The sequence below is a fragment of the Echinicola sp. 20G genome (assembly GCF_015533855.1).
Lineage (GTDB): Bacteria > Bacteroidota > Bacteroidia > Cytophagales > Cyclobacteriaceae > Echinicola.
Genome location: NZ_AP024154.1, coordinates 1,547,894 through 1,573,758 on the forward strand (window position 1 = coordinate 1,547,894; position 25,865 = coordinate 1,573,758).

The window sequence follows — 25,865 nt, forward strand, 5'->3', positions numbered from 1 at the left end:
GTGATATATTTTAGATAAAATTAAATATTAATGACCAGATTGATAAACTTCAAGTTGGTCATCCATGATTTGAAGTGTTTCCACTGGATCTTGCGCTAATTTAGGGGCAGGGATGCCACTTTCAAATCGGCTTTGGCCAGTAAACACCCGGGCCTCATCCCAAAGTTCACTTTGAATAAACTTTTGCAATAAAAAGGATCCTCCCTCAATGATTACACTTTGTACTTTCCTTTGATGAAGATCCTCTAACACATCTGCTATGGAGAATTCTTTTTCCAATTTGACATAATCCAGATTTTGCTGGGATTCATTTTTGATCAGGTTATAGCAGACGGTTGGAATGCTTCTATCAAAAAGGGCCAAGTTAGCATCCAAGGTCAATTGCTTGTCCAATACAATCCGCAGCGGGTCTTTTCCTTCCCAGTCTCTTACATTCAATTTTGGGTTGTCAAAATGGGCTGTTTTGGTGCCTACCATGATGGCATCTTCCTCCGCCCGCCACTTATGGACCAATTGTCTACTAAAAGGATTGGAGATCCATTTGCTGTCATAGTTGGTCCTGGCTACAAAGCGATCTTGTGTTTGGGCCCATTTCAGGATGACATAGGGCCTTTGCTTTTCTATGGAAGTAAAAAAGCGCTTGTTCTGTATCCTTGCTTCTTTTTCCATTACTCCAGTGACAACCTCAATGCCAGCATCCTGGAGGATTTTGATGCCTTTACCGCCAACTAGCGGGTTACTGTCAAAGGCGGCGATTACCACTTTTTTGACCTGTTTTTCTACTAGGAGGTTGGCACAGGGTGGTGTTTTGCCAAAATGTGCACAAGGCTCCAAGGTGACATAGACTGTCGCTTCTTTAAGTAAGTTTTGGTCCGCTACATTACGGACAGCATTGGGCTCAGCATGAGGGCCGCCGTATTGCTGATGGTAGCCTTCACCTATAATTTTATCTTGATGGACGATCACACAGCCTACCATAGGATTAGGACTTACTTGTCCTCTGCCCAATTCTGCCAACTCCAAGGCCCTCAACATATATGGGTTAAATTCCTTCATGTTTTAGCGTCAATTGAGTTTCTTAATCCTCATCAGGTGTGGATAGAAGTATCGTCTCCATAGCTGATAAGGAATCTATTTTGGTAGTTACGGTGGTTAAGCTGTCCAAGTAAGGGGCTCTCGGGGAAATGTAAATGCTATATTCTCCAGCTTGCAAGCCATTGAAAAGAAATGCGCCGGTATCATCTGTATGCGTGGAAATGGAATCTTCACCGATGATAGCATAAACGATTGGTTTGGCCTCAATTGGTGTTACTTTGCCACTAATGGATGCTACAGCGCCTGTTTCAAATGACCTCATCACAGGGTCAAGCCAGAAGACATTTTCTTGCGCGGGGTCTGCAATGATGGACTTGCTCAGGTCCATGTCCAGTAGAATATCATAAGACATGGCGCCGGAAAGCGAATAGTCGACATCAATGATAGGTTCTTGGCTTTCGCTATCGAGCAAGGTCAAGGCAAGCTGTTCACCATCTTTCACCAAGTAATGGTCTTCTCCGAGGACTAATTTAATTTGGCTTATTTTGCCTAAAGGCAATTCAGAACGGCCTAATATCAATTGATTTCCATTTACAAGGCTAGTCACATTGATGACATTGCTGGTTGGCACATAGTCCAAGGGAATCCAATCTTTCGTTCCTGCGCTGTTTCCTCCTTGGATAAAAACTTCCACTCGCTCAATGTCTATCCAAGCCTGGTCAAAATCTCCGGGTGCATCGATCAGGTAGATATTGATCAAAGCACTGTTTTCATTGGAAGAAGCATCCAGACAAGAAAAAGTCAGGAGTAGCATTGAAATGAAAAGTAAAGAGACGCTTTTGAATGACATTGCCTCGGTTTTTTTTAGTTCAGGTAAATAACGAAAAGCTCATGGCTTTTGATTTAATTATTCTACAAAAGTAACCATTTCGAGTGGCAAATGACCATTGATGAATTCAAATTTTGAGGGCTTGAGATGTGGTAGTCAAAATAGACTGGAAAAGACATAAAAAAAGGAGTCTTATAGACTCCTTTAAAAGATAGATAGTCACTTGTCTTAGTTATTGATTTCAACTTCAATTTCTGCAGAAGTCTCTTCTAATTCTATGGGATCCAGTATCGTTACTTCTCCTTCTACGGCAGGTACACTGTACAAAGTATCCGGCTCATAGCCTTCAATGGGATCAACGATAATGGTATAATCACCGGTTACCAATCCCCTCAAAGCAAATGCTCCGATGTCATCCGTGTAAGTAGAAACAGTATCTTCTCCGATTATCCCATACACCGTTGGATTGGCTTCTAAGGGTAGTACTTGTCCTTCTATGGACGCTGACTCTTCAGCAACTACTCTCAATACGGGTTTTAGAATATATTGACCAGAGTTTCCTGCTTCAACAATGGATTTGGCCGCATCAAAATCGATCACCAAATCATATTGTATACCAGCCATTAATTCTTGATTCAGCTTAAGTTTTAATCCACTTTGCTGAGCACTTGGAGTCGTCAGAGGAATCTCCTCTCCATCCATTACCAAATAATTGTCATCTCCTAACAAGAGTCGGATTTGAGCAATTTCACCAGCTGGCACTTCTTCCGAGCCAATAAAGGCTTCATTGCCGCCCACAAGACTAAGGAGGTTCACCTTGTCTTCATCAGCTTCATTGGGAATGGAAATCCAAGCGGAATCATCATTTTCGTTTTGATCATTGGTAAGGATTTCGACTCCCAGTACTTCGATCCAAACCTCGTCATAGTCCGCTGGCGCGTCAATCAAGGCAATATTAACCTGTGCACTTCCTTCCATAATGTCCTCATCTTCATTATTACAAGAGGCCAAAGCAAGTAATCCAGCAATTCCAAAGAAATAGTTTTTGAATGGTAAAGTTTTCATTGTGATAAATAGTTGGTTTAGTATGGTCAGACCGAAAAACAATTAGCATGCCACTTGAGGTGCCAGGCAGCCTAACTTTCTTATATTTCCATATGAATGTTGTTTTTTCATAGAAAAAGTCTATTGTTTGCGTTTTTATTCAGTTTATTTCAGCAAAAATTCATTTGACCTAAATTTTGTATAAAGGGAATAATTAAAAAGGCAAACCTTCAAGGTTTGCCTTTTATGTAGCGATAATTTAGAATCTGTCAGTGGGGATCGGAAAACTATCTTTTCCAGATCCTGCTATCTTCGGTGATGTACCAGGTCCCTTCTGAATCAATGGAAGGGGCAGAGATTTTGTAACGGGTAGCACTTACTTCAAATTGCAGCTGGTATGCATCAAAGTTTTTAGAGGCACCAAGTTCAGAGCTGGATGTAGCGTATTTTCCGTTTTTCCGGAAATAGGCATTTTGAAGATGGAATACCTCCCTTAATGCATCTTTCACGCGTTCATCTTTTTTCATTTGGAAGGCTACTTTTTCTTGGCCAACCGGACTTTTGGCAAATTGCAGGTATCCCCAGTATTCGGGTAAATGCATATTGATATGTCCTTGTGGTGACCAGACCCAATTGTATTCCGGAAAGTTTTTTCCTGTTTCAGGATTGATCTTTTTCACATATGTGTCGCCTTGGGCTTCCAACTGCCACTGGACACGGGAGAAATTTATTCGCCACTGGTCACCGTCTCTTGGGACAGTTGGGTTAGGGCCACGCTGAGAAAGTGCCTCAAATGGAATGGCCATTTCTACTACCCAAGACTGGTCTTTATCGGAAGGGTCATTGATAGTGCCGTTCAGTTGAATTCCCTTTTTGAAACCATTAATGTTCCAGCCATTAATGGGAGAACCTCCATTTCTATAAGGTTGGGTCATCATCAGGTCCCATTCAGTGCCCAGGGCATTGATCTCGAGTTCGTAGTAATGGTGAGTGTCCCCGTCCGGATCAATAAAGACTTCGATGTCATTTTCATGAAAAATTACAGATTCGCGCTTGGTGTAGGTGGCCCATAGGTCAGGCTCTTCCATCCAAACCGCGATATAGAGATTTTTATCATCCCACAGCATTTTCAATTTGGTGTCATAAAGTGGAGCTGGTTTTTTATCCCCTTCAATGTCAACGAATAAATTGGACCACTCAGCAGCTTGCCAGTCCTCTTCATCCAGTTTTCCGTCCATTTCCAAAGTACCTGTTGCCTGGTGAGTGACATAGTGCTGTCTGTCTGTCAAATTCTGGGCACTCAATATACTTGGCGCCAAGAGCAGTAGGAGAACTAACTTGTTCATATAATTTTATTACGGTTTGATAGATTTGAAGGCGCTAATATATTTAAATAAGCTCAATCCTTCATTGCTTTTTGGTTCATTTACATCAACGGAGAAGAGGCTATAAGTAGAGTTAATTGATTTTATAGGTGATTTTGACAAGATTTTTACTTTGGATCATTAATTTTGGACATGATGAATTGGGAACAGCTGTTAAGAGCGGGTAGATCTGATCTGAAAAAGAAGACAGAGGCTATCCCTGATCAATATAGAAGTGAGTTCGAAAGAGACTATGACCGGATTATTTTTTCTGCTCCATTTAGAAACCTGCAGGATAAAACGCAGGTATTTCCATTGCCGGAATTGGATTTTGTGCACACCCGGCTTACCCATAGCTTGGAGGTTTCGAGTGTGGGAAGGTCTCTGGGAAAGTCAGCTGGCGAGTTTTTGTTACAAAAATATCCCCAATTAAGTGAAAAGGGAATAGGGTCCAGTGATATTGGTGCGATAGTGGCTGCTGCTGCCTTGACCCATGATATTGGCAACCCTCCTTTTGGTCATTCTGGAGAAGATGCCATTTCTGACTTTTTTAAATTCCATCCCTGTGGAAAAATCTGGAAAGACCATCTGCAAGAGGAGGAATGGGCGGACATGACCAGCTTTGAAGGCAATGCACAGGGGTTCCGAATGCTGCTGGAAAAAGACAATGGCTTACAGCTTTCCTTTGCCACATTGGCGGCATTTACCAAATATCCTAGGCCAGCACTGATAGCACAAAGGGATAAAGCAAGAAGGAGCCAAAAAAAGTATGGTTTCTTTTCAGATCAGATTCCCCATTACAAGCGCTTGGCTGAACTGCTGGGGATTCCGTCATCAGGAAAAAACACTTGGTTTAGGCATCCACTTGCCTTTTTGGTGGAGGCTGCTGATGACATTTGTTACAGCATTATTGACCTGGAAGATGGATGTACCTTGGGCTTGGTCCAGCTGGAGGCTGTTGTGGATTTGTTGGCCCGGATAATCGGAGAGCGGTTTAATGAGGAAAAGCTTAACTCCCTTAAATCCAAATCGCAAAAATTAGCGATTCTTCGCGCCATGGCCATTGGAAGGTTGGTGGATGAAACGGTGGCAGCTTTTCAGAAACATGAAGAGGAAATGTTGACAGGTGACTTTGATCAGGCATTGACTGATATCATTCCTTCTGCTCCAGTTTTGGAAGAAATCAGTCAACTGTCCGTGCAGAAGATATACCGATCCCAGCCAGTGTTGGAAAAAGAAGCCGCAGGTTTTCAGGTGCTGGAAGGGCTTTTAGAGGTGTTTTCTAAGGCGCTATTCAATAAGTATTTTGATGCGGCGCAATTTTCTGGTAAAGATAAAAGTATCCTAAGATTACTGCCGGAAGAGTTCCAGCTGGACAAAGAAGTCCTGATGCCTTATTTACTTTTAAGAAATTTGATAGATTTTATTTCTGGCATGACTGACAAATATGCCTTGTCACTTTATCGCAAAGTGAAGGGGATATCTCTGCCAGGTGCCTAAAAAAATAAGCCAAGGGAGCTGACTTGATGTCAGCAACCCTTGGCCATTGCGGTTGATTTAATCTTTTGGTTTAACAGCTATTTTTATGCCAAACTTTTTGTTTGATGGCTATATATCCTTGTTGTGACAAATTTTCTTCTGTTTTTAAGAGGTGTTTGTGCAGCCTGCTCCTAAGTGCAAGCCAACACAAACACACTAACAACTAACCCTAACAATCTAATCTTTATATTCTTGACCTTCTGTTATATTTTTTTTCTAGATAACCTATTGTTCTAGTTCAATATTTTGATAAAACTTATTATTTGAATTAATCTTTTAAAAACTGATAATTGGAAGTGTTTTTTTAGCAATTTAGTTTGTTTCCTAGGCTTTACTCTTCATTTCTTTTCCTTAGATGAAAAGAAACGAAGTAAACCTGCCTGCCGGCAGGCAGGGATAAATCAAAACACAGCTAAAGCTTCTTCCCGCAAAGCCACCGCCGCCCCGCAGCTGTGTCGACCTCCCCGCCATAATAAGATTTCAAGCTGAATGACTTTAATTTACTAGCACAGCGTGTTCTAGATAAGCCTTCACTACATTCAGAAATTTCAATGATCATCAAAGCCTCAAAACTTGATAATGAGATCACAGATCAATTCTCAATGACTTTTCATTTCATTCCTGAAGTTGTGGAAAGAATTGGCAGGTCAGAAAAAAAGTAAAGGAAATCTGACTTATTTATGTCAGAACCGGATAAAAATGGGCATGGTAAATCCTACTTTGTTATCGACAGTATAAGCGATAAAAGAAGTTTGAAGTTGTTTTTAATGATAAAAGTCCCCTTACAATACTAATTTAGTTTTGATGGACTTGGTTTTTGAGAAGGACGACTGACCCGTTGAGTTTCCCTTGGGCATTTGATTGAGAGACGTTGGCCAAATAATCTGTGAGCAGCGCCTGATCAAAGCCACAAAAAAGTAAAACCCTTGCGCCCAAAATTGAGTTTTTATGGATGAAATCAGGGGCAAAGCGAGTTTTTCTATTTTCACCATACAGAAACCCTAGTTTTCTATTAACTTTGTGCCTGCTTTTGAAAGGGTTAAACGGGTACATTTAAATCAAGCGTTCTCTACCCTTTGCAGCCAAAGAATTGAGTAAGAAGTAATAATATAGAGATATCGTGAAGAAATATCAGGAGTTCAAACAAGTAGATTATCCCGGAATAGGAGAAAGTGTACTGAGTTACTGGCAGGAAAACAAGATTTTCGAAAAGTCTGTTGAAAATCGTGAAGGTGCAGAAACCTTTACTTTCTTTGAAGGCCCGCCTTCAGCAAATGGTACACCGGGTATTCACCATGTGATGGCAAGGACCCTGAAGGATATTTTTTGCCGATACAAGACCCTCAAAGGATTTCAGGTAAAGCGTAAAGGTGGCTGGGATACCCATGGCCTGCCGGTTGAGCTTCAAGTGGAGAAGGAATTGGGCATCACTAAAGAGGATATCGGAAAGAAAATCTCTGTAGAAGAATACAATAAAAAATGCCGGGAGACGGTCATGCGCTTTAAAAATGAGTGGGATGACCTTACCGAAAAGATCGGTTATTGGGTGGACTTGGACGATCCATACATCACCTTTGATCCAAAATACATTGAGTCTTTGTGGAGCTTGCTTAAGCGGCTGTATGAAAAAGACCTGCTTTACAAGGGCTATACTATCCAGCCTTATTCTCCTGCAGCAGGGACGGGCTTGTCCTCTCATGAGCTGAACCAGCCGGGTTGCTACAGGGATGTCAAGGATACTTCCATCACGGCACAGTTTAAAGTGAAGGGTCGGGAAAATGAATACATCATTGCCTGGACCACCACTCCTTGGACTTTACCTTCCAACTCTGCCTTGGCCATTGGAGAGAAACTGGATTATGTGAAAGTAAAAACCTTCAATCCTTATACCTATCAGGAGCAGACCGTTATTTTGGCCAAAGCCAGAATGGGGGTTTTGTTTAACAAAAAGGCTGAAGGGCTGAAAATAGAAGATTATAAACCTGGCGATAAGCTGATTCCTTTTGAGGTGATAGAAGAGTTCAAAGGAAAAGACATGCTGGGCATGGAGTACGAGCCGCTTTTCCCAATTGAAGGAATAGCACTTCCTCATCCTGCATTCACGGTGATCTCAGCGGACTATGTCACTACTGAAGACGGTACAGGTATCGTTCACTTGGCCAAAGCCTTTGGTGCGGATGACTTTAGGGCCTTGGTACAGGCGGGAGTTCCCGGGGTTTTTGTAAAAGATGACCAAGGAAATGAAATCCCCGTAGTGGACAAGCAAGGAAGATTCTTACCGGTAGTGGGAGAATATTTGCTCGCCAAAATGAAGGAGCACCAAATCACTGCTCATAAGGAATATGGCGTGGATGATTTCTATGTAAAGAATTACTTGAAAGAAGATGAAAATGCACCGGAGTATAAAAATACGGACGTGATCATTTCCATCATCTTGAAAAATGAAAATAAAGCTTTCAAAGTAGAGAAGTACGAGCACAGTTATCCACATTGCTGGAGAACTGACATGCCAGTGCTTTATTATCCATTGGAAAGCTGGTTTATCAAAACCACCGCTTGTAAGGATAGGCTGGTAGAACTGAACAAAACCATCAACTGGAAGCCTGAGGCAACCGGGACAGGTCGTTTTGGCAACTGGCTGGAGAATTTGGTGGATTGGAACCTAAGCCGTTCCAGGTTCTGGGGAACGCCGCTTCCGGTTTGGAGAAATGAAGATGCTACCGAAACCAAATGTATTGGTTCCATCGCGGAACTGAATGAGGAAATTGAGCTGTCCATTGCCAAGGGATTTATGACCGAGTCTCCTTTCAAAGGAGAGGAAGTGGATCTTCACCGACCTTATGTAGATGATGTGATCTTGGTGGATTCACAGGGTAATAAAATGTTCCGTGAGCCGGACTTGATCGATGTATGGTTTGACTCAGGAGCGATGCCATACGCGCAGTGGCATTATCCGTTTGAGAATGAAGACATCTTCAAGGCCAATTATCCTGCAGATTATATTGCTGAGGGTGTTGACCAAACGCGTGGTTGGTTCTTTACCCTACATGCTATTGCTGTAATGTTATTTGACAGCGTTGCTTTCAAAAATGTGATTGCCAATGGTTTGGTGCTGGACAAAAATGGAAACAAAATGTCCAAAAGATTGGGCAATGCAGTAGATCCATTTAAAACTTTGAAAGAGTATGGGCCGGATGCATTGCGTTGGTACATGCTTTCCAATGCCAATCCATGGGACAACTTGAAATTTAACTTGGAAGGCGTTGCTGAGGTACAGCGGAGGTTCTTCGGTACCCTGCAAAATACTTATAACTTCTTTGCGTTATATGCCAACTTGGATCACTTCACCTATGATGCCAGCAAAATGGTGGCCGTCAGTGAAAGACCTGAATTGGACAGATGGATCATTTCCAAATTGCAGTCACTTATCACGGAAGTAGAAAACTCCATGGACAATTATGATGCAACCAGGGCAACCAGGGCCATCATGAACTTCACCGTGGACCAACTGTCCAACTGGTATGTGAGGTTGGCCAGAAAGCGTTTCTGGAGAGGTGACATGAACGAGGACAAGCAAGCTGCTTACGAGACATTGTACGAATGCTTGACGACCCTTTGCCAGTTGATGTCCTCATTTGCTCCTTTCTATGCCGATTGGATGTACAAGAACTTGACCGGTGGAGCAAAAGAAGCAGGGCAGGAAATTGCAGAGTCAGTTCACTTGACAGATTGGCAAGCCGCTGATGAAGCTTTGATCAATACCGACCTAGAAGCGAGCATGCAATTGGCGCAGGACATTTCATCCTTGGTGCACAGCCTGCGTAAAAAGGATAAATTGAAAGTGCGTCAGCCACTTCAAAAGATTTTGATCCCGATCTTGAATGAAAAGACCAGAGAGCAGATTGAACATGTGGAGGAGCTGATCAAGTCGGAAGTAAATATCAAGGGGGTGGAATATATCGATGATGCCTCAGGCATTTTGGTGAAGAATGCCAAACCAAACTTCCCGCTATTGGGCAAGCGTTTTGGTCCTAAAATGAAGTTGGTAGCTGCTGCAATCAATCAATGGGGGCAAGAAGACATCAGTGCCATTGAGCGAAATGGTGCTGTAGAGATCGACTTGGATGGAGAGAAAGCCACCCTTAATTTGGAGGAAGTGTTGATCACGTCCCAGGATATTCCAGGCTGGTCTGTAGCCAGTGACAATGGCATCACCGTGGCCTTGGATGTGACTTTGACAGATGAATTGAAGCAGGAAGGCATCGCCCGTGATTTGGTGAACAGGATCCAAAACCTGAGAAAGGATATGGGGCTGGAAGTGCAGGACAAGATTACCATCAAAGTGGCCAAATTGAATGAGCAAGTAGACCAAGCTTTGGTCAACTTCTCGGATTATATCCAAGCTGAAACGCAGGCCCTTTCGCTTTCCGTGAATGGAGATGTGAGCGAGGGTACGGTCTTGGACATGGATGAATTTGAATTAAAAGTAAAGGTAGAAAAAGTATAGGAGGCTGCTTAGGCAGTCTTAGACTTCTGAAAAAATAGAAAATGAAATATTTAAAGTACTTTGGCATTACCTTACTGGTCATCCTTATCGATCAGCTTGTGAAATTGGCCGTGGATTCCAATATGGCCATGGGCTCTGCCGGGCAAATCAAAATCTTTGGGGACTGGTTCAAACTCCATTATACCACCAACCCCGGGATGGCTTTCGGGATGCAGTTGGGCTCTGAGTATGGAAAGCTGATCCTTACCTCTTTCAGGCTGGTGGCCATGGTAGGTATTGGCTATTACCTCTATTATTTGATCAGCAAAAAAGTCCATGCCGGGTATATTGTCTGCATTGCGATGATCCTTGGTGGTGCTATCGGAAACTTGGTGGACAGTGTGTTTTATGGGGTTTGGTTAAACAATGCGCCCTATGATGCGAGTACGCCTTGGTTTCATGGTCAGGTAGTGGACATGTTCTACATCGATATTTGGGAAGGCTTTATTCCGGATTGGGTACCTTTGTGGGGAGGAAGTTATACCGCACTTTGGCCGATCTTCAATGTCGCTGATGCTTCGATCTTTATTGGTGTGGCCATTATCCTGCTCTTCCAAAAACGGTTCTTTGGTGAAACAACCAAAGAAGACAAAAAAGATGAAGAAGAAGATGAAATACAGAAGCAATTTATAGAAGAGAAATAAGATACAATATCACAAGAGGCTGTCTCAAAAATTCACGTCATTGCGATTCCGATGGATATCGGAAGAAGCAATCTCCCTATATATACAATGTAAGTACTTCGAGATCACTTCGCTTCACTCGTGATGACGTGTCTCAGACTTATGAGACAGCCTGTTTTTTTTGGATTCATCCAAGAACAATTCCAAAAAAGTCCACTGAGTGATCAGATAAGTACCTTGGCTTTCCTTATAATTGCCCTTTCCAAGCAACCATTCGTTCAATATTGCATTTATGTTCAAACCTGCCCAATTTGGCAGGTTTGGTCGTTACGGCCAGGCGCATGCTTAGTTGCCACACGTTTTTCTTTTCGTATTTAAGGCATTCGCATTAGACATACTTTAAGTCGGTTTTCAGTTTCTTTGGTATTTAAACACTCTCTTGGTGATAAACCGTCCAAAATTGGAATACACTTGTTTATCCAATCAAGACTTGTTTTACCAATATAGCAGTCAATGACTTTAGCTAAATCTAAACGATTTCCTAATTGTTCTAAAAGTCTATTTTGAAAATCCGAATATTCCCACTCGTCCCCAAAAACAGATGCGAAATTTTCCCAGCTCTCGTCGCCTTTATAATATTGTTCAAGCTTTATCAATTTAAATTTTGGTCAATTTGTTTTTGAGCTTTGCGTTCGGTCGGGTTTCTGAGCACAAAACTTCAATTTATTACTAAAGCTCAATATAAGTACAAAATTTCAAGTTTACACGCCAGTCCGCCTGATGCAAAACTTGTATTATAAGCCTTTTTTCTGTCATTAGGTTAATCATATGTCCTTTTGAAAGCTCCTTTCTATAACTACCAACTCTAGATATTATAATTTGTTCTTCGTATTGGGAATTACAAACTCCCAAGATTTGAAGGCGAAGTGACATACTTCGCTTAGAAAGGGGGTTATTGGCAATAGTTTTTATTTTTTTTGATAGGAGTCGTAAATCTCTTTGTTATCATAGTATATGTTTTCTGTTTTTCCGTTTTCTATAGAATGGATGAAATTGAGTTCAAAGTGATTTTTGAATTCTTCCGCAGAAACTGATTTACAATGTTTTATGTCATCTCTGTCAACTCCGCCAAACAGTTTGCCCGTGATGTAGCCATACAAAATCTTGTTAAGCTTTATTTTGGTTTTATTCGTGTCGGTAGCAATTATTGTTGATAAAGCCATAATGTTTATTCTGCTTTCATCTATGATGTCAAAGTGTAGGTAAAAAAGACTATCTGATAGATTCTTATCTAATGTGTAGCTATATCCATGCCCTGCCTGAATTGAATTAAAGATGTCAGCTTTGCTCAATTCCATTTCATATTCTGCGTTTACAACTAAGTTCAAATCAACTTTTTCTCTTGGTAAGGCCGTTGCCCATATTGAAAATAGAGTAGCGAGCCCAAGAGGAACAGTCAAGTGCTTATTAATTTTTTGTTCGGTAGAAAGTTGTTTTTGAAAGTACCTGTATGAAATTGGAAGGATGATTAAAGCGAATAAATCCGTGAAGTCAATTACTCTATTGAAGCCAATTCCTAAAGATTGTGCCCAATTGATTAGGTCTTGTGAAAAATGAGATTTCCAAAATATGAATAGCACAGCAGTTCCTAAATAGATGGATTTATTCCATTTAACTAGAAGACTTGACAAAAAATAGGGAAACAGAAAAAGTCCTGCTATGTCTGATAGTATTCCAGTCAAAAAATTTGAGAACTCATATTTTAGATAGAAGTCATTAAACAGCAATAGCCCTAAAGCTAAAATGAACAGAGGTCTGGATAAAATGTCAGGTCTAGTGGGTCTCATTTTAAATTCTGACTAGCGTAAAGAAAAATACAATTAATTACCTTTTAAAATCACAATTCCTCAAAACTGTTCCTAAGCTATAATAGGCTTTCAACCGTTAAGCCTTGAAAGTAAATGTTTATATATAGTACCTTTTATTTTTTAAATTACCCATTTTACGATTGTCACTATTCCTACGATTGCTGAAATAATTGCTATCAGTATTGCACTAATACAGCCAAACTTCATTGTCTTGTCTTTCCAAGTTTCCATATAAGGCTCTTGTTTGACATTAGTTCTAATTACGTCTATAGGCTCAACGTACTGTATGTATGTGGAGCAATCATCGTCAATCCAATCTTCATCAAATCCTAAAGGAAAAACTGACTCTTCCTTTTCACTCTTTAATAGTTCCTCCGAGTCTCGCGCAGCTTTTAGAATTTCTAAAGCAAAAAGTTCAAGTCCTTCTTTGCTTGCTTTTATAAAGCTTTCGTCTGGTCCACCACCATATTCGAAGATACCGAAATAAGCTTTTTCTTTTCGATCTTCTTTTTCAAGCTTGTCAATAATATTTTGAAGGTTCTTTTTATTCACTAATAGCGTTTTTCAAATGGTGGCCAACGTCAAGCGAGCAGGAGTGAGCTGGACTTTTCAATTTCTATAAAAGTATCTCATCGCACTAGCCTTTGCAAATAGCTCATTTAGCTTATGGATGATAGTGTCTGTTGTGTGCTGCATCTTATTGATAAGGATTGAAATATTCGAATTCTTTTATGCGCTTGATCAGTTCAGGAATTAGCCAAAGTTTTCCGTCCGATACGTTTTGAAAGAAGGGCAAACTATCGGATTCATAGTAGTACGCATATATGACGGCCGAAGCGTTTCTCGAATGAATAGGTAAGTTTTCATCTAGAATGAATTCCTGTAAATATTCCCTTATTCCATTCACTTTTGATAGAATAGCCTCAATCGACTGGCCAATTGTTCCTCTCTGAATTCCTTCTTCTTCTGTTATTTCAGAAATCAATCTTAGCACTACCTCCTTGGGAAGAGTATTAAGCTTATCTAGGACATATTCTTTGATATCTGTATTTATCATCTCACCAGAGTAAAAAATATCTGGATGCCAAGGTATATGTGACAAATAATGAATTATTCGTCTTGAAGGCACTTCTTCGTTTTTCAAATGTTTTAAAAAACAGTTCCAAGTTTCAAGGGAATTAACGAACCTTCTAAAAAGGACTACCGAACCTAAAACGAATTCGTTTTCGTGATCTGAATTAAACAAAGAAATCGCAGTAGCCTGATCGAGTTCAGGGGTTTCGTTAAGAACATTAGGAACAAATAATCGCTTAAAATTCAATGCATCAAATTGGTTACTTCGGTTACCAATAAACTTGATAATTTTTGCTTCTTTATTGTCTTTTAAATAGGCTTTTATATTGATCCAATAACCTAACCCAAGCTCGGGTATAAATACGATCCCACACACAGGTAATGGATGATTTAACCAGTATTCGAAATGATATTCAACAGGGATTAAACATTCATTTTTCTTTGAGTTGAAATACGATGGTCCTGATTTTATTTGAACTGCCAAACTCTTGTGTGTTGGTGTTTCACCCTTGAGTAATTCAACAATTCCATCAATACCAAGGTCATTTTCTTGTTCAATCTTGTGGAATAGACACCCTGAATCTTCAACAATTCCACGAACAAAGTTTATTCCTTTTTTTGCGGTAATATTCGTCCCTTTATACTTGACCATTGGCTGAATTGATTAGCTGAATTTTTGCGTAGGGTTTGTCATAAGGAATATCCTCACCGTTTGCTGAAAAGTAGCCAATTTCGGTATTCGAGTTAATAAGTTGTCCCTTCTGAAGTTTAGTATTTATGGATGATGGAAAGCAAGGACAGTTACTATATATGGCAGCCTGTTGTCCGTTAAAAATTACTTTTGCAATCTTCACTTTTTCCTGATGAAATTCTCCAAATGATGATTCAATGAAATGTTCAAATATCACTTCATCTGTTGGCTGCAATTCACCGTTGTTCAATTGAAATTTACATGAAAATGGCATGGTTCTTTTTTAGAAGCACAATTGGCACACAACGGTCTCGCATAAGAGCAGTGGTGGATTTAAGACCAAAGTCTTTTCCACCAAGACCGACTTTTATTATTAGTACTATCGTTTGATTTATAGCTATCACCTCCATTGCTTTTATGCATTGTGTGTGCCCAGCATGGGCATCTGGTATCGAAGATACCAAATTATTCCAGAGGGTGAAAGTCCCTTACAGGCGGGTTCGATTTCGAGCCTTTGCGTAGCCTTATATTAGAAGTATCGGAAAGGGGTGTTGGTGTAAAGATCAGCACCCCAGTGCTTTACGAATAGCCGTACCTGCCTTGTCAGCAGACAGGTAAGAGACCCGTACATACGGTGGTGTGAGAGCCTCAATCTGAGCCAATTGGCTCAGGTCGGGCTACTCGATTACCCAACGTTTTTTATCTCACGTTTTTCAAGTTCCAATTCTAATTCAATTCGGTCTTTTCTAATCATTCTTCTACCTTTATTATACTTGGCGTTTTTCTCGTCATCAATTAATTCCTCAATCAAAAATTCAAGCTCCGAATTCGTTAATTCCTTTGGTGTTTTTTCATAAATACTATGGTCAACTTCCGATTTGTCTAATCGAGTATTTTCCAATTCATTTATTCGTTCCGTTGGTTTTTGTGTTTCCACTGCAACCAATTCGTATTCCGACTTTGGTAAATCCAATTTGCCAATTATTTTCAAGTAGTCATTTAAAATCCTTTTTTCCACATAGATTTTCCCTCCACCAAATTTGTGTCGGTCAGACATATCTCTTTTAACACCTGAAATCCAATATTCATTTCCGCTTTCAATGTCAAAATAGTTAGCTGAAATTCCTGTTCCGTTTAGACTTTGAAACGCTTTTCCGTCAAAGTAGATTGTCTTTCCGCTTTTTGAAAAAGAAACCATTCCAATCCAAGCTGGTCCATTATCCGAAAATCCACTTTTCAGTTCTAAATATTTAATTTCAGTTCGCATTTCTCAAATGTTGGGTAACGGTTTTGCGGTATGAAACGGTTGGGTTTTCGGAGCGCGTTCGTATCCACCGTGGAAAAAGTTGATGCGAGAACAAACGCTCGCAAACCACTGAACCCCAAATGTTTTATGACAGCATGTTGTGTGGCGTTTTTATTTTTCACCTTTTTATTATTAATCATAAATTACTAAATATCCAATCATTGTTTTTATACATACCAGCAATTAGCATAATAAAGAAACTTATCACATAATAAATAATAATTATTAAAATTGGATGAACCTGTAATCCGTTTTTACTTCTCTCTGAATATTTTGCAACAATCCTTTTATATCTCCCTTTATACAGATAGTAAAAAAGTAATATTCCAATCAAGCCGAAAGAAAAAGGATATTTGTACTTTTCTTTAAAATCTACATTAATCAAACCAACTCCTTCAAGAACAAAGCTAATCGCAAAAATATTGAACATTACACAAGCAGCCACGAATATCAAACCGCCTAAAGCAGGAATGTCATCGAAGTTTCTTGACCTCTTTGCAAGTAAATATGATTTATAAAATAAGTAATTATAAATTCTCATTATTTGTTTAATAATCCGTTTTTTTAATTATTAATATCTAGATATTATATTCCTCAAACTCTTATCTTTTACATCGATAATTAAAGTGTCGATTCTCTGTTTTTAAATGGCACACAATGAGTGGCTAAACGCATTGCGTTTATATCTCTTATATTTTGATCTGAAAACCTACAACTAATAATTTAAATATCCAATCCTTCTAAAGGGCTTTTAATAGAAGAAAAACCCTTAGTCGTCACATGTGTATGAATTTGGGTGGTTTTCGGACTTTCATGGCCTAGCGAACTTTGGATATACCTATTATCTGTCCCGTTTTCCAGTAAATGGGTAGCAAAGGAATGCCTTAGTGTGTGTGCGGTTACCTGCTTTTTGATCCCCCTTTTATTTACAATCTTCTTTACAACGTGCTGAATATTCCACCAACTTTTGGCGTCCTTAAATAAGGATAAAGTCATGACTTGCTAACAATAAGTCTCAATAAGTTATGCCGTTTCCCTACACCATTCAGGTATCAACCTTACCCTTCCTAGGGATTGATTAGGGAACAATTCCAAATTATCTTCGGATTCCACTCGGATAATACCGAGCTTGATCCGAAGGTAATCCGAAGGGGATCCGGGAGTGATCCGAAGAATATTCTGTTTTACCCTAAATGGAAGTAAAAGCAGTGTAAGGACTATAAGGGAGTTGGGGGTAATAAGACGGGAGGATTAGGAGGGGCGTGTGGGTATTCCTCTGTAAAAAAGGATCAAAATCACTCAGCATTGCATTTATACCAGCATTTCGTGGAGGTTCACCTGCCTAAAGGTTAGGCTTGCCCACCTTATAAGGTTTATCCGCTATGGTCAACTTGACTGTTTCAGCTGTCAGAACGCTTAGCTATTGTAGGTAGTTTTCATTTTTATGGATCTTGTATGCCCGTTCAAATTTTTCTTTCAAACGAGTTCGCAAAGATGTTGGTTTGATTACTTCGATTGAGTCTGCAAACCCAATCAATACGCGCTCAATTTCAAAGTTATGATGAACATGTAGGTTGATTTTGATACTTCCATCCTCATACTGTTCTATCAGGCTTTGGGAGTTATGGAATGGTTTTGTGAGTACATATGGGGCATTGTATTTGTCAACCTTTAGTATAATATTAATTAGTTGTTCATCATTCATTACTGTGATTCCATAGGTGTTTTTGTAATAAGTATCAGGATCAAAGTCATCGATTTGATAATCTGCAGTTAGATCAACATCAATATTTAGTATTCTATCCAAAGCAAGTGTTCGGATTTTGGTCAGTCCTTCTCCCCTACCAACGAGAAACCATCTGTTATTGAACTCTTTTAGGATATATCCATTGAAGTTGAACGTGTTAGGTGATTTCGCAGAAAAAGATTGATAGGTGATTTTAAGAACGATTTTCTTTAAGATAGCCTGATATAAGAAGTCAATGTGTTGCAACCCTTTCAAGCTTTCATTTTTATCAATATGAATGATGGGTTTTCGATTGGCCGATTCATTATAAATCTTATCTTCGAGCTTTTGAATCACACCATTGAGTTCATCAAACAATGAAAATTTCTTGAACTGTTTCAGCATTTCCATAGATTCAGTCAGTACATCCATATCTAATTTCGTCAATGGGATGTTTGTAATGGAGAAATCAGGATCTGAGTAGGTGTAGTACTTTTTTTCTTGAACTATGATTGGGGCATTATAGCCTAACTTATCACTTCGCATAAATTGAATATCAAGTTGAATAGTTCGTTTGCCGACATTCATTTCCTTTCCTTCAAATTCATAAAGTGCTTCCGAACATGCTTTGATTAGGTCCTCAAGTGTCCATTTTCTAGACTGGTTTTGTAGACATATATCAATTGTTCGATACCTAAGTAATGCGTTTTTGTTCCATGCCATATGATGAATTTAGATAATCCACCTAACTGCGCAAAATAATTGCGCACATGGTTTGTACTCTTGTATCAACAAATTAAAAAAGTTATGGAAATTACTGGAAAAACGCTTATCGAACTTGGATACCGACCAGGAAAATGGTTCAGAGAGGCTATCGAGTATGCTAATAAAAACCAACTAGAAGGAGAAGAGCTTTCCAAATATCTTGAAGTTGTATCTCCAACAATTCATGAACCGCATAAGAAAGCTATAGAATACTTTAAGAACATAAAAGCCGAATCTAAAGAGGAAGTTGACAATGTTCAACAAGTCTTCGCAACTATGGATGAATTGATGAAGACACCAACGATTACGAACGGAGCTGTTATGCCGGATGCTTGCCCTACTGGATCGGTTGGACAAATTCCCGTAGGTGGTGTTGTGGCAGCAAAAGATGCTATTCATCCATCAATGCACAGTGCGGATATATGTTGCTCAGTTATGATGACTTCTTTCGGACACCTTGATCCTAAAAAAGTTCTTGATGCCGCTCACTCGATAACACACTTTGGCGGTGGTGGACGTCAACAGTTGTTTGAATTACCAAAAGAGTTTGAAGAGAGGGCTTTAACCGATTATTTTTTAGGGGATGAAAGAAGTATGATGTTGGCAAGAACTCACTATGGAACCCAAGGAGATGGAAATCACTTTTTGTTTGTTGGTCAGTCAAAAACGACGGGTGAGACGATCATGGTTACACACCATGGAAGTAGAGGATTTGGGGCAAATCTTTATACGAAAGGAATGAAGATTGCCGAAAGGTATAGAAAGCAAATTTCTCCAAAAACAAGACCAATAAATGCTTGGATTCCATATTCTGAAGACGAAGGGAAAAAATACTGGGAATCACTTCAACTGGTAAGAGAGTGGACAAAGTTGAATCACAATGTACTGCATGAGAAGACTTCAGAAGCTCTAAAAGTAGATTCATTGATTCGCTTTTGGAATGAGCACAATTTTGTTTTTAAAGACGGTGATACGTTCTATCATGCGAAGGGAGCAACTCCATTAGATGACAGGTTTGTACCTGATAGCTATAAGCAGTTAAGACTTGTTCCTTTGAATATGAGTGAACCTGTTTTGATCGTAAAAGGGGAAACCACTGAAAATAACCTGGGCTTTGCTCCACACGGTGCTGGTAGAAATATCAGCCGAACTAAGCATATTAGAAAAAAGGGGGGTAAGTCTGTTCAAGAAGTGTTTGCAGAAGAGACTAAGGATATTGACGCAAGATTCTTCTCGAAACACATTGATATTTCAGAGTTGCCATCTGCTTATAAAGATGCCAAAAATGTTCAGCAGCAGATGAAAGAGTTCGGATTAGGAGAGGTAGTAGATGAAATTCTTCCTTATGGTTGCATTATGGCTGGTGACTGGAAGGTTGATGCTCCATGGAGGAAAAAAAGAAGAAAGGATAGACTTAATGATGAGTATAGGTCAAAAAGTTAAGCGCTACAATAGGTGGGGGAAAGCAAAGTCAAAGCAGTATAATAGTTTAGAGAAGTTATAATTTCTTATTCAAAAACCCTATAACTGGGAATTGGGATATAAATTAGACTAATCCAATGGAGCAGGTCGAAATGAAGCGGTACTTTCACTAAGTGCACAAAAAAATCTTTGAGGTCTCTGTGTCCTCTGTGGTTTAAAAATATTAACCTCCAAGGACACTAGGGCTTCAACATGGCCGCAAGGGTGTTTTATTTTGCTTCAGAATTGCACACTAGTTTTTTTGGTAGTATCATTGGTTAAGAAAATACCCTGACCTTCCTATTTTAAATTTTCATTGTATCGAGGATGAAGTTCAAGTCTCTTTTTGGCCTGGTATTGCCATTGTTATGCTTATTTTCTTGTGAAAGTCAGCAGCCAAGTGCTCCTAATTTTGTGTTTATTTTGGTAGATGACCTGGGCTGGGCGGATTTGGCTTGCTATGGCAGTGAGTTTTATGAAACACCAAATATCGATAAGCTGGCCGCCCAAGGAATGCGTTTTACCCAGGCCTATGCAGCCTCTCCTGTCTGTTCTCCCACCAGAGCGTCCATATTGACGGGAAAGTACCCCAGTAGGCTGAATATTACGGATTGGATTCCTGGAGATGACCCTCAGAATAGGTCATTGCTGGGACCAAACGATCTTGATGCGTTGCCTTTGGAAGAAGTGACGATGGCAGAAATGTTAAAGTCAAAAGGCTACAAGACCTTTTTTGCGGGGAAATGGCATTTGGGGGATGAGGGTTTTTTCCCGGAGGACCAGGGTTTTGATATCAATATTGGTGGTTATCACAAGGGAAGCCCGGTGAGTTATTATGCCCCTTACCATAATCCCAAATTGAAGGACGGGCCGGAAGGGGAATACCTCAGTGATAGGTTGGTGGATGAATCCATCCAGTTTTTAAATGCGCACAAAGAAGATCCTTTTCTGCTTTACCTTTCTTTTTATAATGTCCATACGCCCATTCAAGCCAATAGAAAGCATGTGGAGCATTTTAAGCAAAAAGCGGAGCGTTTGCCAGATATTGGAGAGGCTGGCTATCGGGTAGAGGGCGATGGATTGACCAAGCTAAGACAGGACAATTATGCCTATGCATCCATGGTGGCGGCCATGGATGAGAATGTGGGCCGACTTATGGCGCACTTGGATCAGTTGGGCCTCTCTGAAAACACAGTGGTGATTTTCACCTCAGATAATGGAGGTCTTTCCACCTTGGAAAAGAACCGCAAGGCGCCTACTTCCAATGAGCCTTTGAGGGCTGGTAAAGGTTGGTGCTTTGAAGGAGGAATTAGGGTTCCCTTGATTGTCAAAGGTCCAAATGTTCCTGCTCAGACGACTTCAGATGTGCCTGTGATAAGCATCGATTATCTGGATACCATGGCCGATTTGGCGGGAATTGATCAAGAGGAAATCCCAAGCAATGACGGGGAGTCTTTGGTCCCTTTATTGCACCAAAAAGGTGACTGGAACAGGGAGGCTGTTTATTTCCATTATCCCCATTACCATGGCAGTGCCTGGAAGCCTGGTTCGGCGGTGCGAAAAGGTGACTGGATGTACATTGATTTTTGGGATGAGCAAAAGGCAGCGCTTTATAATCTGGAAAATGATCCTTCCGAAACGGATGATTTGTTGGAAAAGAATCCGAAAAAGGCCCAAGAGCTGAAAGGAGCTTTGGAGGAATTCCATAAAAACACACATGCAAAACTTCCCCGTGTAAACCCAAATTTTAAAAAGGAATAAGAGGCTTTTTCATAGTGAAAGTGATTGTGATCCGGTACAATAGTCGGGAGAAGCCATCCCATGGAAAACATGCTGAGATCACTTCACTTGGCTCGTGATGAAGTAATTGCCTTTTTTCAAACAGTTTCCTAGTAGCAACTTCATCCTCAGTGATGTTATTGCCTTTGACATCGTATTACTTGGTGATGGCCTCTTCTTTATTGTCAAATGTGACTTTATAGAGAAATGGGATCTTTTAAGGCTACGGGAGGATCCAATGGTTTGGTTGAAAATATAAACCACAGATGAAAAGGATGAACACAGATATATGATGATCTATAAATCATATCTGTGTTCATTTGTATTTATCTGTGAATCAATAAATTATTACTTCAGAAACAGCCTCTTGGTAGCAACTTCATCCTCGGTGATGTCATTACCTTTGAAATCATACTTCTTGGTGATGGCCTCTTCTTCAATGCCAAATGTGACTTCATAGTGCACTTTGCCCTTGGTGTCGGTTACTTCGTAGGCCTTGGATATTGGGGAGGACTTGGTTTCTTCACTTTCCAAAATGGTGTCCTTCACATCTTCGGGAAGGTCCATTGGTTTGATTTCTACCCGGTCCAAAACACTTTGTGTGATCACCGTATTTTCAATAGAAGTGCTAGCTTGTGCACCTGCGAAAGCGAAAATACTTAATGCGAATACTAATGCTAACTTTTTCATGGTAATTAGTTTTTGTTGGTTAAATTCTATTTTCATTGCTAGCGGAAATGATTTAACATTTCAGATAGGTCTAACTAATTTCACTAACTATGCCATAGGCCCAGAAGGCTCAATCAGGCCGTTTGCAAGGGCTTATAAACTGGAAATTGCTGTTTTTATGGTCAAAATGTGGAAGGTTTGTAATAGGATTTTTGAAATGCAAGACATCATGCTACCTTGTTATGGATGTAATTTGTAACATGAAGGAGCTTTTAAAAGAAATAAGGAATTGTACCGTATGTGCCGAAAGTCTTCCCTTTGGCCCCAACCCGGTGGTAAGGGCAAGTGCCAAAAGCCAAATCCTGATCATTGGCCAGGCACCGGGAAAGAAGGTTCATGAAAGCAGTATCCCTTGGAATGATCAAAGCGGCGACAATTTGAGGAGATGGTTAGGGGTGGACGAAGAAACTTTTTATGATGCCAGTAAAATTGCATTGGTTCCCATGGGCTTCTGTTACCCGGGGACAGGAAAATCAGGAGACTTGCCTCCCAGACCTGAATGTGCTCCACTATGGCATGAGCGATTATTGAAGCTCATGCCCCATTTGGAACTGACCATCCTGGTAGGTAATTATGCGCAAGCTTATTATCTAAAAGGCAACATTAGAAAAACACTGACAGAAACGGTGAAGAATTATGAAAGCTACTTACCTACATATTGGCCTTTACCGCACCCTTCTCCCAGAAATAACATCTGGCAGGCGAAGAACCCCTGGTTTGCCAAGGAGGTCTTGCCCGGTTTGAAAAGTAGGATGGAGGGAATATTGAAGTTGTGAATTTTAAATCTAAAGGGATTGAGAGAAAGTATTTAATATCCTCAATTGTACCAGTATAGATTAACTGCGGGTCCAAATATTTGTCTTAGTTAAGATATTGACTACTTCAATCTTCAGACTTCTGACCATTTTAACAAATTGTTTAAGGTTACTGCCAGCATTGCGCATAATCAGATAATATATTACCATACTTTTCCGATTAATTGATTTTTACCTTTATTTCGGGACATGGATTGGCAATGGATCATGGATGGCTTTGTCGCTGGGCTCCAACAAATGAGCTGGCTGGAAGCAATAGCGGTAATTTTTGGAATATTGAGCGTATTCTTTTCCATGCGCGAAAATATTTGGGTCTATCCCACTGGGATCATCAGCACCTTGATCTATGTTTGGATTTGTCTGGAGGTGAAGCTTTATGCGGACATGGGGATCAATGCCTATTATTTCTCTATGTCGATCTTTGGCTGGTACGTTTGGACTCATCCCAAGGAAGACAAAGCGGTGCTTCCGGTTACCTGGCTGAAATGGAAAGGTTGGGTTTATGTCATTGTCCTTTTACTGGTTTCGTATGGCGTGCTCTATTTTGTGCTTTCCAAGTTCACCGACAGTGATGTTCCCTATTGGGATTCATTTACGACTTCCTCTGCATTTGTGGGCATGTACCTGATGGCCAAAAAGAAAGTGGAAAACTGGATCGCCTGGATCATCACCGACTTGGTGTCTGTTCCGCTGTATTTTTACAAAGGTTTGGTATTGACTTCTTTCCAATTCTTTTTCTTCACCATCCTGGCCACATTGGGTTTGATTGCCTGGATAAAATCAGCAAAGCGCTATGCAACTGGAGCTTAAGAAAGTGGTGGTCATTGGTCCTGAATCCACGGGCAAGAGCACACTTGCCGAGACTTTGGCATCTCATTATGGGGTGCCCTGGGCGAAGGAATATGCACGTGAGTACATTGAAAACCTGAACCGTGAATATACTTATGAGGATCTGCTGGAAATTGCCAAAGGGCAGATTGAGGGGGAAGAGCTGGCAGCAAAAGAAGCCAATGAATTGCTCATTTGTGATACAGATCTTCATGTGATTCAAATCTGGAGCGAGCACAAATACCGGAAGACGGATCCATGGATTTTGGCACAAATCCAGCAAAGAAAATATGACCTGTATCTCTTATTGGATATTGATATCCCTTGGGAAGAGGATTCCCAGCGGGAATATCCGGATTTGGGCATGCGTCAGTTTTTCTATGATTGGTTTGAGCGATTGTTGTTGGGAAGTGGAGTTTCGGTAGTGAAAGTATCGGGAGATTCTGCCCAGAGAAAGGCGATGTCTATTGAGGCCATAGATCGCCTGTTGTCTTAAAGAATGTTAAAATCGTATTAAGTTTTTTGAACTGATTTGATGCCAATCAGCCCCTAAATAAAAATAGGCCAATTTATCCATGGGGTAAATAAGCAACATGACCAAACTCATGTTTGACTTAACTTGGCAGACAGGGAGAATCCCCTTTAATTATCGTACCTTTAGCACAGGTGTCTTGAATTGTTCCGTAAGGTCCTACTCAATTTCCCCGAATATTAATCATCAAAAATAACATTATGGCTACGCCAAAATTTTCAAGACCTGATATTTCATTTCATCTTGAACTCAAAAAAAGAATCAGCGATTACTTCAAGGAAGTTGGCTATTCTCAAACAGGAAATTCACAACTATTTATAAAAGCAACTATTCTCGTTGTTGCTTTCTTGGCATTTTATGTCCACCTCATTTTCTTTACCCCTCACTGGGCCTTTGCACTTTTGGAGTGTGTGATTCTAGGTGCCCTGACTGCTTCCATTGGCTTTAATGTCATGCACGATGGAGCGCATGGGAGTTTTAGCCGATACCAATGGCTCAACAAAGCGGCTGGCCTGTCCATCAATTTCCTTGGCGCCAATGTATTTATGTGGAAAACCAAGCACAATGTGGTACATCATTCTTATACCAATGTGGAAGGGGTGGATGATGATATGAATGCCCGGCCTTTTCTAAGGCTTTGTCCGGCCCAAAAGCGCTACAAGATCCATAGGTTCCAGCACTACTATTTTCTGCTTACCTACTCCTTGTTGTATTTGTATTGGGTGTTTTTTACAGATTACAAAAAGTATGTCACCCAAAGGGTTGGCTTGGTTCCTATCCAGAAAATGAAGGTGATGGACCATATTTCTTTTTGGGGTTTTAAGTTGATCCATGCTGCATTGTTTATTGCATTGCCTATTTATTTGGTTGGCTTTTTGCCATGGCTCGTGGGCTTCACCGTATATGGTCTATTTGCCGGGTTGATGTTGACAGTAGTGTTCCAGTTGGCACATAGCTTGGAAGAGACGGCTTTTCCTTTGCCGGATGTCCAAACCAATAAGTTGGAAGATGAATGGGCGATTCACCAACTGAAAACAACCGCTAATTTTGCCACCAACAATAAGGTCATTTCGTGGGTTTTGGGAGGCTTAAACTTTCAAGTGGAGCATCATTTGTTTCCTAAGATTTCCCATGTCCACTATCCCGCTATCAGCAAGATTATCAAAGAGGCCTGTTCTGAATACAATATTCCTTACTTGGAACATGCCAAGATGAGGTTGGCTTTTTGGTCCCATGTAAAGCACCTTAAGATGTTGGGTAGGGCATAAACTGGGACTGAATTTCAATAGTTTTTCTTTCTAAGATAATCCT

General features: G+C 40.3%; 23 protein-coding genes. 9 read left to right on the forward strand and 14 right to left on the reverse strand.

Annotated features, from left to right (window positions below; genetic code table 11):
- Positions 1–27 precede the first annotated feature (27 nt).
- The 4 genes from ribD to JL001_RS06920 all read right to left on the reverse strand — a co-directional run bounded on the left by ribD (position 28) and on the right by JL001_RS06920 (position 4,254).
- Entirely contained in the window at positions 28–1,056 is a 1,029-nt protein-coding gene (gene ribD / locus JL001_RS06905) for a bifunctional diaminohydroxyphosphoribosylaminopyrimidine deaminase/5-amino-6-(5-phosphoribosylamino)uracil reductase RibD (protein ID WP_236252734.1), read from the reverse strand.
- 22 nt (positions 1,057–1,078) lie between these two features.
- Positions 1,079–1,885 (reverse strand): DUF4382 domain-containing protein, encoded by an 807-nt coding sequence (locus tag JL001_RS06910; protein WP_200975392.1) that lies wholly within the window; start codon positions 1,883–1,885, stop codon positions 1,079–1,081.
- 207 nt (positions 1,886–2,092) lie between these two features.
- Complete coding sequence (locus JL001_RS06915) at positions 2,093–2,929, reverse strand: DUF4382 domain-containing protein (RefSeq protein WP_200975393.1); 837 nt, start codon at positions 2,927–2,929, stop codon at positions 2,093–2,095.
- A 266-nt stretch (positions 2,930–3,195) separates the two neighbouring features.
- Entirely contained in the window at positions 3,196–4,254 is a 1,059-nt protein-coding gene (locus tag JL001_RS06920; protein WP_200975394.1) for a carbohydrate-binding family 9-like protein, read from the reverse strand.
- Positions 4,255–4,425: 171 nt separating this feature from the next.
- Between JL001_RS06920 and dgt the strand changes: the two genes are divergently transcribed.
- The 3 genes from dgt (at position 4,426) to JL001_RS06935 (ending at position 11,001) form a co-directional block, all read left to right on the forward strand.
- Positions 4,426–5,772, forward strand: a complete 1,347-nt coding sequence (dgt, locus tag JL001_RS06925) for a dGTP triphosphohydrolase (protein WP_370567354.1) — start codon at positions 4,426–4,428, stop codon at positions 5,770–5,772.
- A 1,159-nt stretch (positions 5,773–6,931) separates the two neighbouring features.
- A complete protein-coding gene (gene ileS, locus JL001_RS06930; protein ID WP_200975395.1) occupies positions 6,932–10,318 on the forward strand; it encodes an isoleucine--tRNA ligase in 3,387 nt (1,128 codons plus the stop codon).
- Positions 10,319–10,359: 41 nt separating this feature from the next.
- Entirely contained in the window at positions 10,360–11,001 is a 642-nt protein-coding gene (locus tag JL001_RS06935) for a lipoprotein signal peptidase (protein ID WP_200975396.1), read from the forward strand.
- A gap of 114 nt (positions 11,002–11,115) precedes the next feature.
- Here JL001_RS06935 and JL001_RS06940 read toward each other — a convergent pair whose 3' ends face one another.
- The 9 genes from JL001_RS06940 to JL001_RS06985 form a co-directional block, all read right to left on the reverse strand.
- On the reverse strand, positions 11,116–11,280 hold the full coding sequence (locus JL001_RS06940; protein ID WP_200975397.1) for a hypothetical protein: 165 nt from the start codon (positions 11,278–11,280) through the stop codon (positions 11,116–11,118).
- A 668-nt stretch (positions 11,281–11,948) separates the two neighbouring features.
- The gene (locus tag JL001_RS06950) at positions 11,949–12,767 is read right to left on the reverse strand and encodes a hypothetical protein (protein ID WP_236252735.1); all 819 of its coding nucleotides are present in this window, start codon (positions 12,765–12,767) and stop codon (positions 11,949–11,951) included.
- Between the two features lie 201 nt (positions 12,768–12,968).
- Positions 12,969–13,400 carry a hypothetical protein gene (locus JL001_RS06955; RefSeq protein ID WP_200975400.1) on the reverse strand — a complete coding sequence of 144 codons (432 nt, stop codon included), beginning with the start codon at positions 13,398–13,400 and terminating at the stop codon, positions 12,969–12,971.
- A 145-nt stretch (positions 13,401–13,545) separates the two neighbouring features.
- On the reverse strand, positions 13,546–14,574 hold the full coding sequence (locus tag JL001_RS06960; protein WP_200975401.1) for a DUF4365 domain-containing protein: 1,029 nt from the start codon (positions 14,572–14,574) through the stop codon (positions 13,546–13,548).
- Positions 14,561–14,887: a hypothetical protein gene (locus tag JL001_RS06965; RefSeq protein WP_200975402.1), complete on the reverse strand. Its 327-nt coding sequence runs from the start codon at positions 14,885–14,887 to the stop codon at positions 14,561–14,563. Before JL001_RS06965 ends, JL001_RS06960 begins: the two co-directional genes overlap by 14 nt.
- A 411-nt stretch (positions 14,888–15,298) precedes the next feature.
- Positions 15,299–15,880 carry a hypothetical protein gene (locus tag JL001_RS06970; protein ID WP_200975403.1) on the reverse strand — a complete coding sequence of 194 codons (582 nt, stop codon included), beginning with the start codon at positions 15,878–15,880 and terminating at the stop codon, positions 15,299–15,301.
- A 175-nt stretch (positions 15,881–16,055) separates the two neighbouring features.
- Entirely contained in the window at positions 16,056–16,460 is a 405-nt protein-coding gene (locus tag JL001_RS06975; RefSeq protein ID WP_200975404.1) for a hypothetical protein, read from the reverse strand.
- Positions 16,461–16,642: 182 nt separating this feature from the next.
- Positions 16,643–16,915, reverse strand: coding sequence for a tyrosine-type recombinase/integrase (locus JL001_RS06980; RefSeq protein ID WP_200975405.1), 273 nt, complete (start codon positions 16,913–16,915; stop codon positions 16,643–16,645).
- A 424-nt stretch (positions 16,916–17,339) separates the two neighbouring features.
- Positions 17,340–18,368 (reverse strand): YafY family protein, encoded by a 1,029-nt coding sequence (locus JL001_RS06985; RefSeq protein WP_200975406.1) that lies wholly within the window; start codon positions 18,366–18,368, stop codon positions 17,340–17,342.
- A gap of 84 nt (positions 18,369–18,452) precedes the next feature.
- Between JL001_RS06985 and JL001_RS06990 the strand changes: the two genes are divergently transcribed.
- Complete coding sequence (locus tag JL001_RS06990; protein ID WP_200975407.1) at positions 18,453–19,853, forward strand: RtcB family protein; 1,401 nt, start codon at positions 18,453–18,455, stop codon at positions 19,851–19,853.
- Positions 19,854–20,198: 345 nt separating this feature from the next.
- Positions 20,199–21,632, forward strand: coding sequence for a sulfatase (locus JL001_RS06995; RefSeq protein WP_200975408.1), 1,434 nt, complete (start codon positions 20,199–20,201; stop codon positions 21,630–21,632).
- Positions 21,633–21,998: 366 nt separating this feature from the next.
- Here JL001_RS06995 and JL001_RS07000 read toward each other — a convergent pair whose 3' ends face one another.
- Positions 21,999–22,340: a hypothetical protein gene (locus JL001_RS07000; protein WP_200975409.1), complete on the reverse strand. Its 342-nt coding sequence runs from the start codon at positions 22,338–22,340 to the stop codon at positions 21,999–22,001.
- Between the two features lie 239 nt (positions 22,341–22,579).
- On the opposite strand from JL001_RS07000, the gene JL001_RS07005 reads away from it, so the two are divergent.
- The 4 genes from JL001_RS07005 (at position 22,580) to JL001_RS07020 (ending at position 25,822) form a co-directional block, all read left to right on the forward strand.
- Positions 22,580–23,155, forward strand: a complete 576-nt coding sequence (locus JL001_RS07005; RefSeq protein ID WP_200975410.1) for a uracil-DNA glycosylase family protein — start codon at positions 22,580–22,582, stop codon at positions 23,153–23,155.
- Positions 23,156–23,383: 228 nt separating this feature from the next.
- Complete coding sequence (gene pnuC, locus JL001_RS07010; RefSeq protein ID WP_200975411.1) at positions 23,384–24,004, forward strand: nicotinamide riboside transporter PnuC; 621 nt, start codon at positions 23,384–23,386, stop codon at positions 24,002–24,004.
- Positions 23,988–24,518: an AAA family ATPase gene (locus JL001_RS07015; RefSeq protein ID WP_200975412.1), complete on the forward strand. Its 531-nt coding sequence runs from the start codon at positions 23,988–23,990 to the stop codon at positions 24,516–24,518. Before pnuC ends, JL001_RS07015 begins: the two co-directional genes overlap by 17 nt.
- A gap of 236 nt (positions 24,519–24,754) precedes the next feature.
- A complete protein-coding gene (locus JL001_RS07020) occupies positions 24,755–25,822 on the forward strand; it encodes an acyl-CoA desaturase (RefSeq protein WP_200975413.1) in 1,068 nt (355 codons plus the stop codon).
- Positions 25,823–25,865: the final 43 nt, after the last annotated feature.

Coding starts and splice junctions, on each gene's coding strand:
- JL001_RS06915 (WP_200975393.1), bottom strand. CDS start 2,929: ATGAAAACTTTACCATTCAAAAACTATTTCTTTGGAATTGCTGGATTA.
- JL001_RS06970 (WP_200975403.1), bottom strand. CDS start 15,880: ATGCGAACTGAAATTAAATATTTAGAACTGAAAAGTGGATTTTCGGAT.
- JL001_RS06965 (WP_200975402.1), bottom strand. CDS start 14,887: ATGCCATTTTCATGTAAATTTCAATTGAACAACGGTGAATTGCAGCCA.
- JL001_RS07020 (WP_200975413.1), top strand. CDS start 24,755: ATGGCTACGCCAAAATTTTCAAGACCTGATATTTCATTTCATCTTGAA.
- JL001_RS06920 (WP_200975394.1), bottom strand. CDS start 4,254: ATGAACAAGTTAGTTCTCCTACTGCTCTTGGCGCCAAGTATATTGAGT.
- JL001_RS07000 (WP_200975409.1), bottom strand. CDS start 22,340: ATGAAAAAGTTAGCATTAGTATTCGCATTAAGTATTTTCGCTTTCGCA.
- JL001_RS06960 (WP_200975401.1), bottom strand. CDS start 14,574: ATGGTCAAGTATAAAGGGACGAATATTACCGCAAAAAAAGGAATAAAC.
- ribD (WP_236252734.1), bottom strand. CDS start 1,056: ATGAAGGAATTTAACCCATATATGTTGAGGGCCTTGGAGTTGGCAGAA.
- JL001_RS07015 (WP_200975412.1), top strand. CDS start 23,988: ATGCAACTGGAGCTTAAGAAAGTGGTGGTCATTGGTCCTGAATCCACG.
- JL001_RS06995 (WP_200975408.1), top strand. CDS start 20,199: ATGAAGTTCAAGTCTCTTTTTGGCCTGGTATTGCCATTGTTATGCTTA.
- pnuC (WP_200975411.1), top strand. CDS start 23,384: ATGGATTGGCAATGGATCATGGATGGCTTTGTCGCTGGGCTCCAACAA.
- JL001_RS06980 (WP_200975405.1), bottom strand. CDS start 16,915: ATGACTTTATCCTTATTTAAGGACGCCAAAAGTTGGTGGAATATTCAG.
- JL001_RS06990 (WP_200975407.1), top strand. CDS start 18,453: ATGGAAATTACTGGAAAAACGCTTATCGAACTTGGATACCGACCAGGA.
- JL001_RS06935 (WP_200975396.1), top strand. CDS start 10,360: ATGAAATATTTAAAGTACTTTGGCATTACCTTACTGGTCATCCTTATC.
- JL001_RS07005 (WP_200975410.1), top strand. CDS start 22,580: ATGAAGGAGCTTTTAAAAGAAATAAGGAATTGTACCGTATGTGCCGAA.
- JL001_RS06910 (WP_200975392.1), bottom strand. CDS start 1,885: ATGTCATTCAAAAGCGTCTCTTTACTTTTCATTTCAATGCTACTCCTG.
- dgt (WP_370567354.1), top strand. CDS start 4,426: ATGATGAATTGGGAACAGCTGTTAAGAGCGGGTAGATCTGATCTGAAA.
- JL001_RS06985 (WP_200975406.1), bottom strand. CDS start 18,368: ATGGCATGGAACAAAAACGCATTACTTAGGTATCGAACAATTGATATA.
- JL001_RS06975 (WP_200975404.1), bottom strand. CDS start 16,460: ATGAGAATTTATAATTACTTATTTTATAAATCATATTTACTTGCAAAG.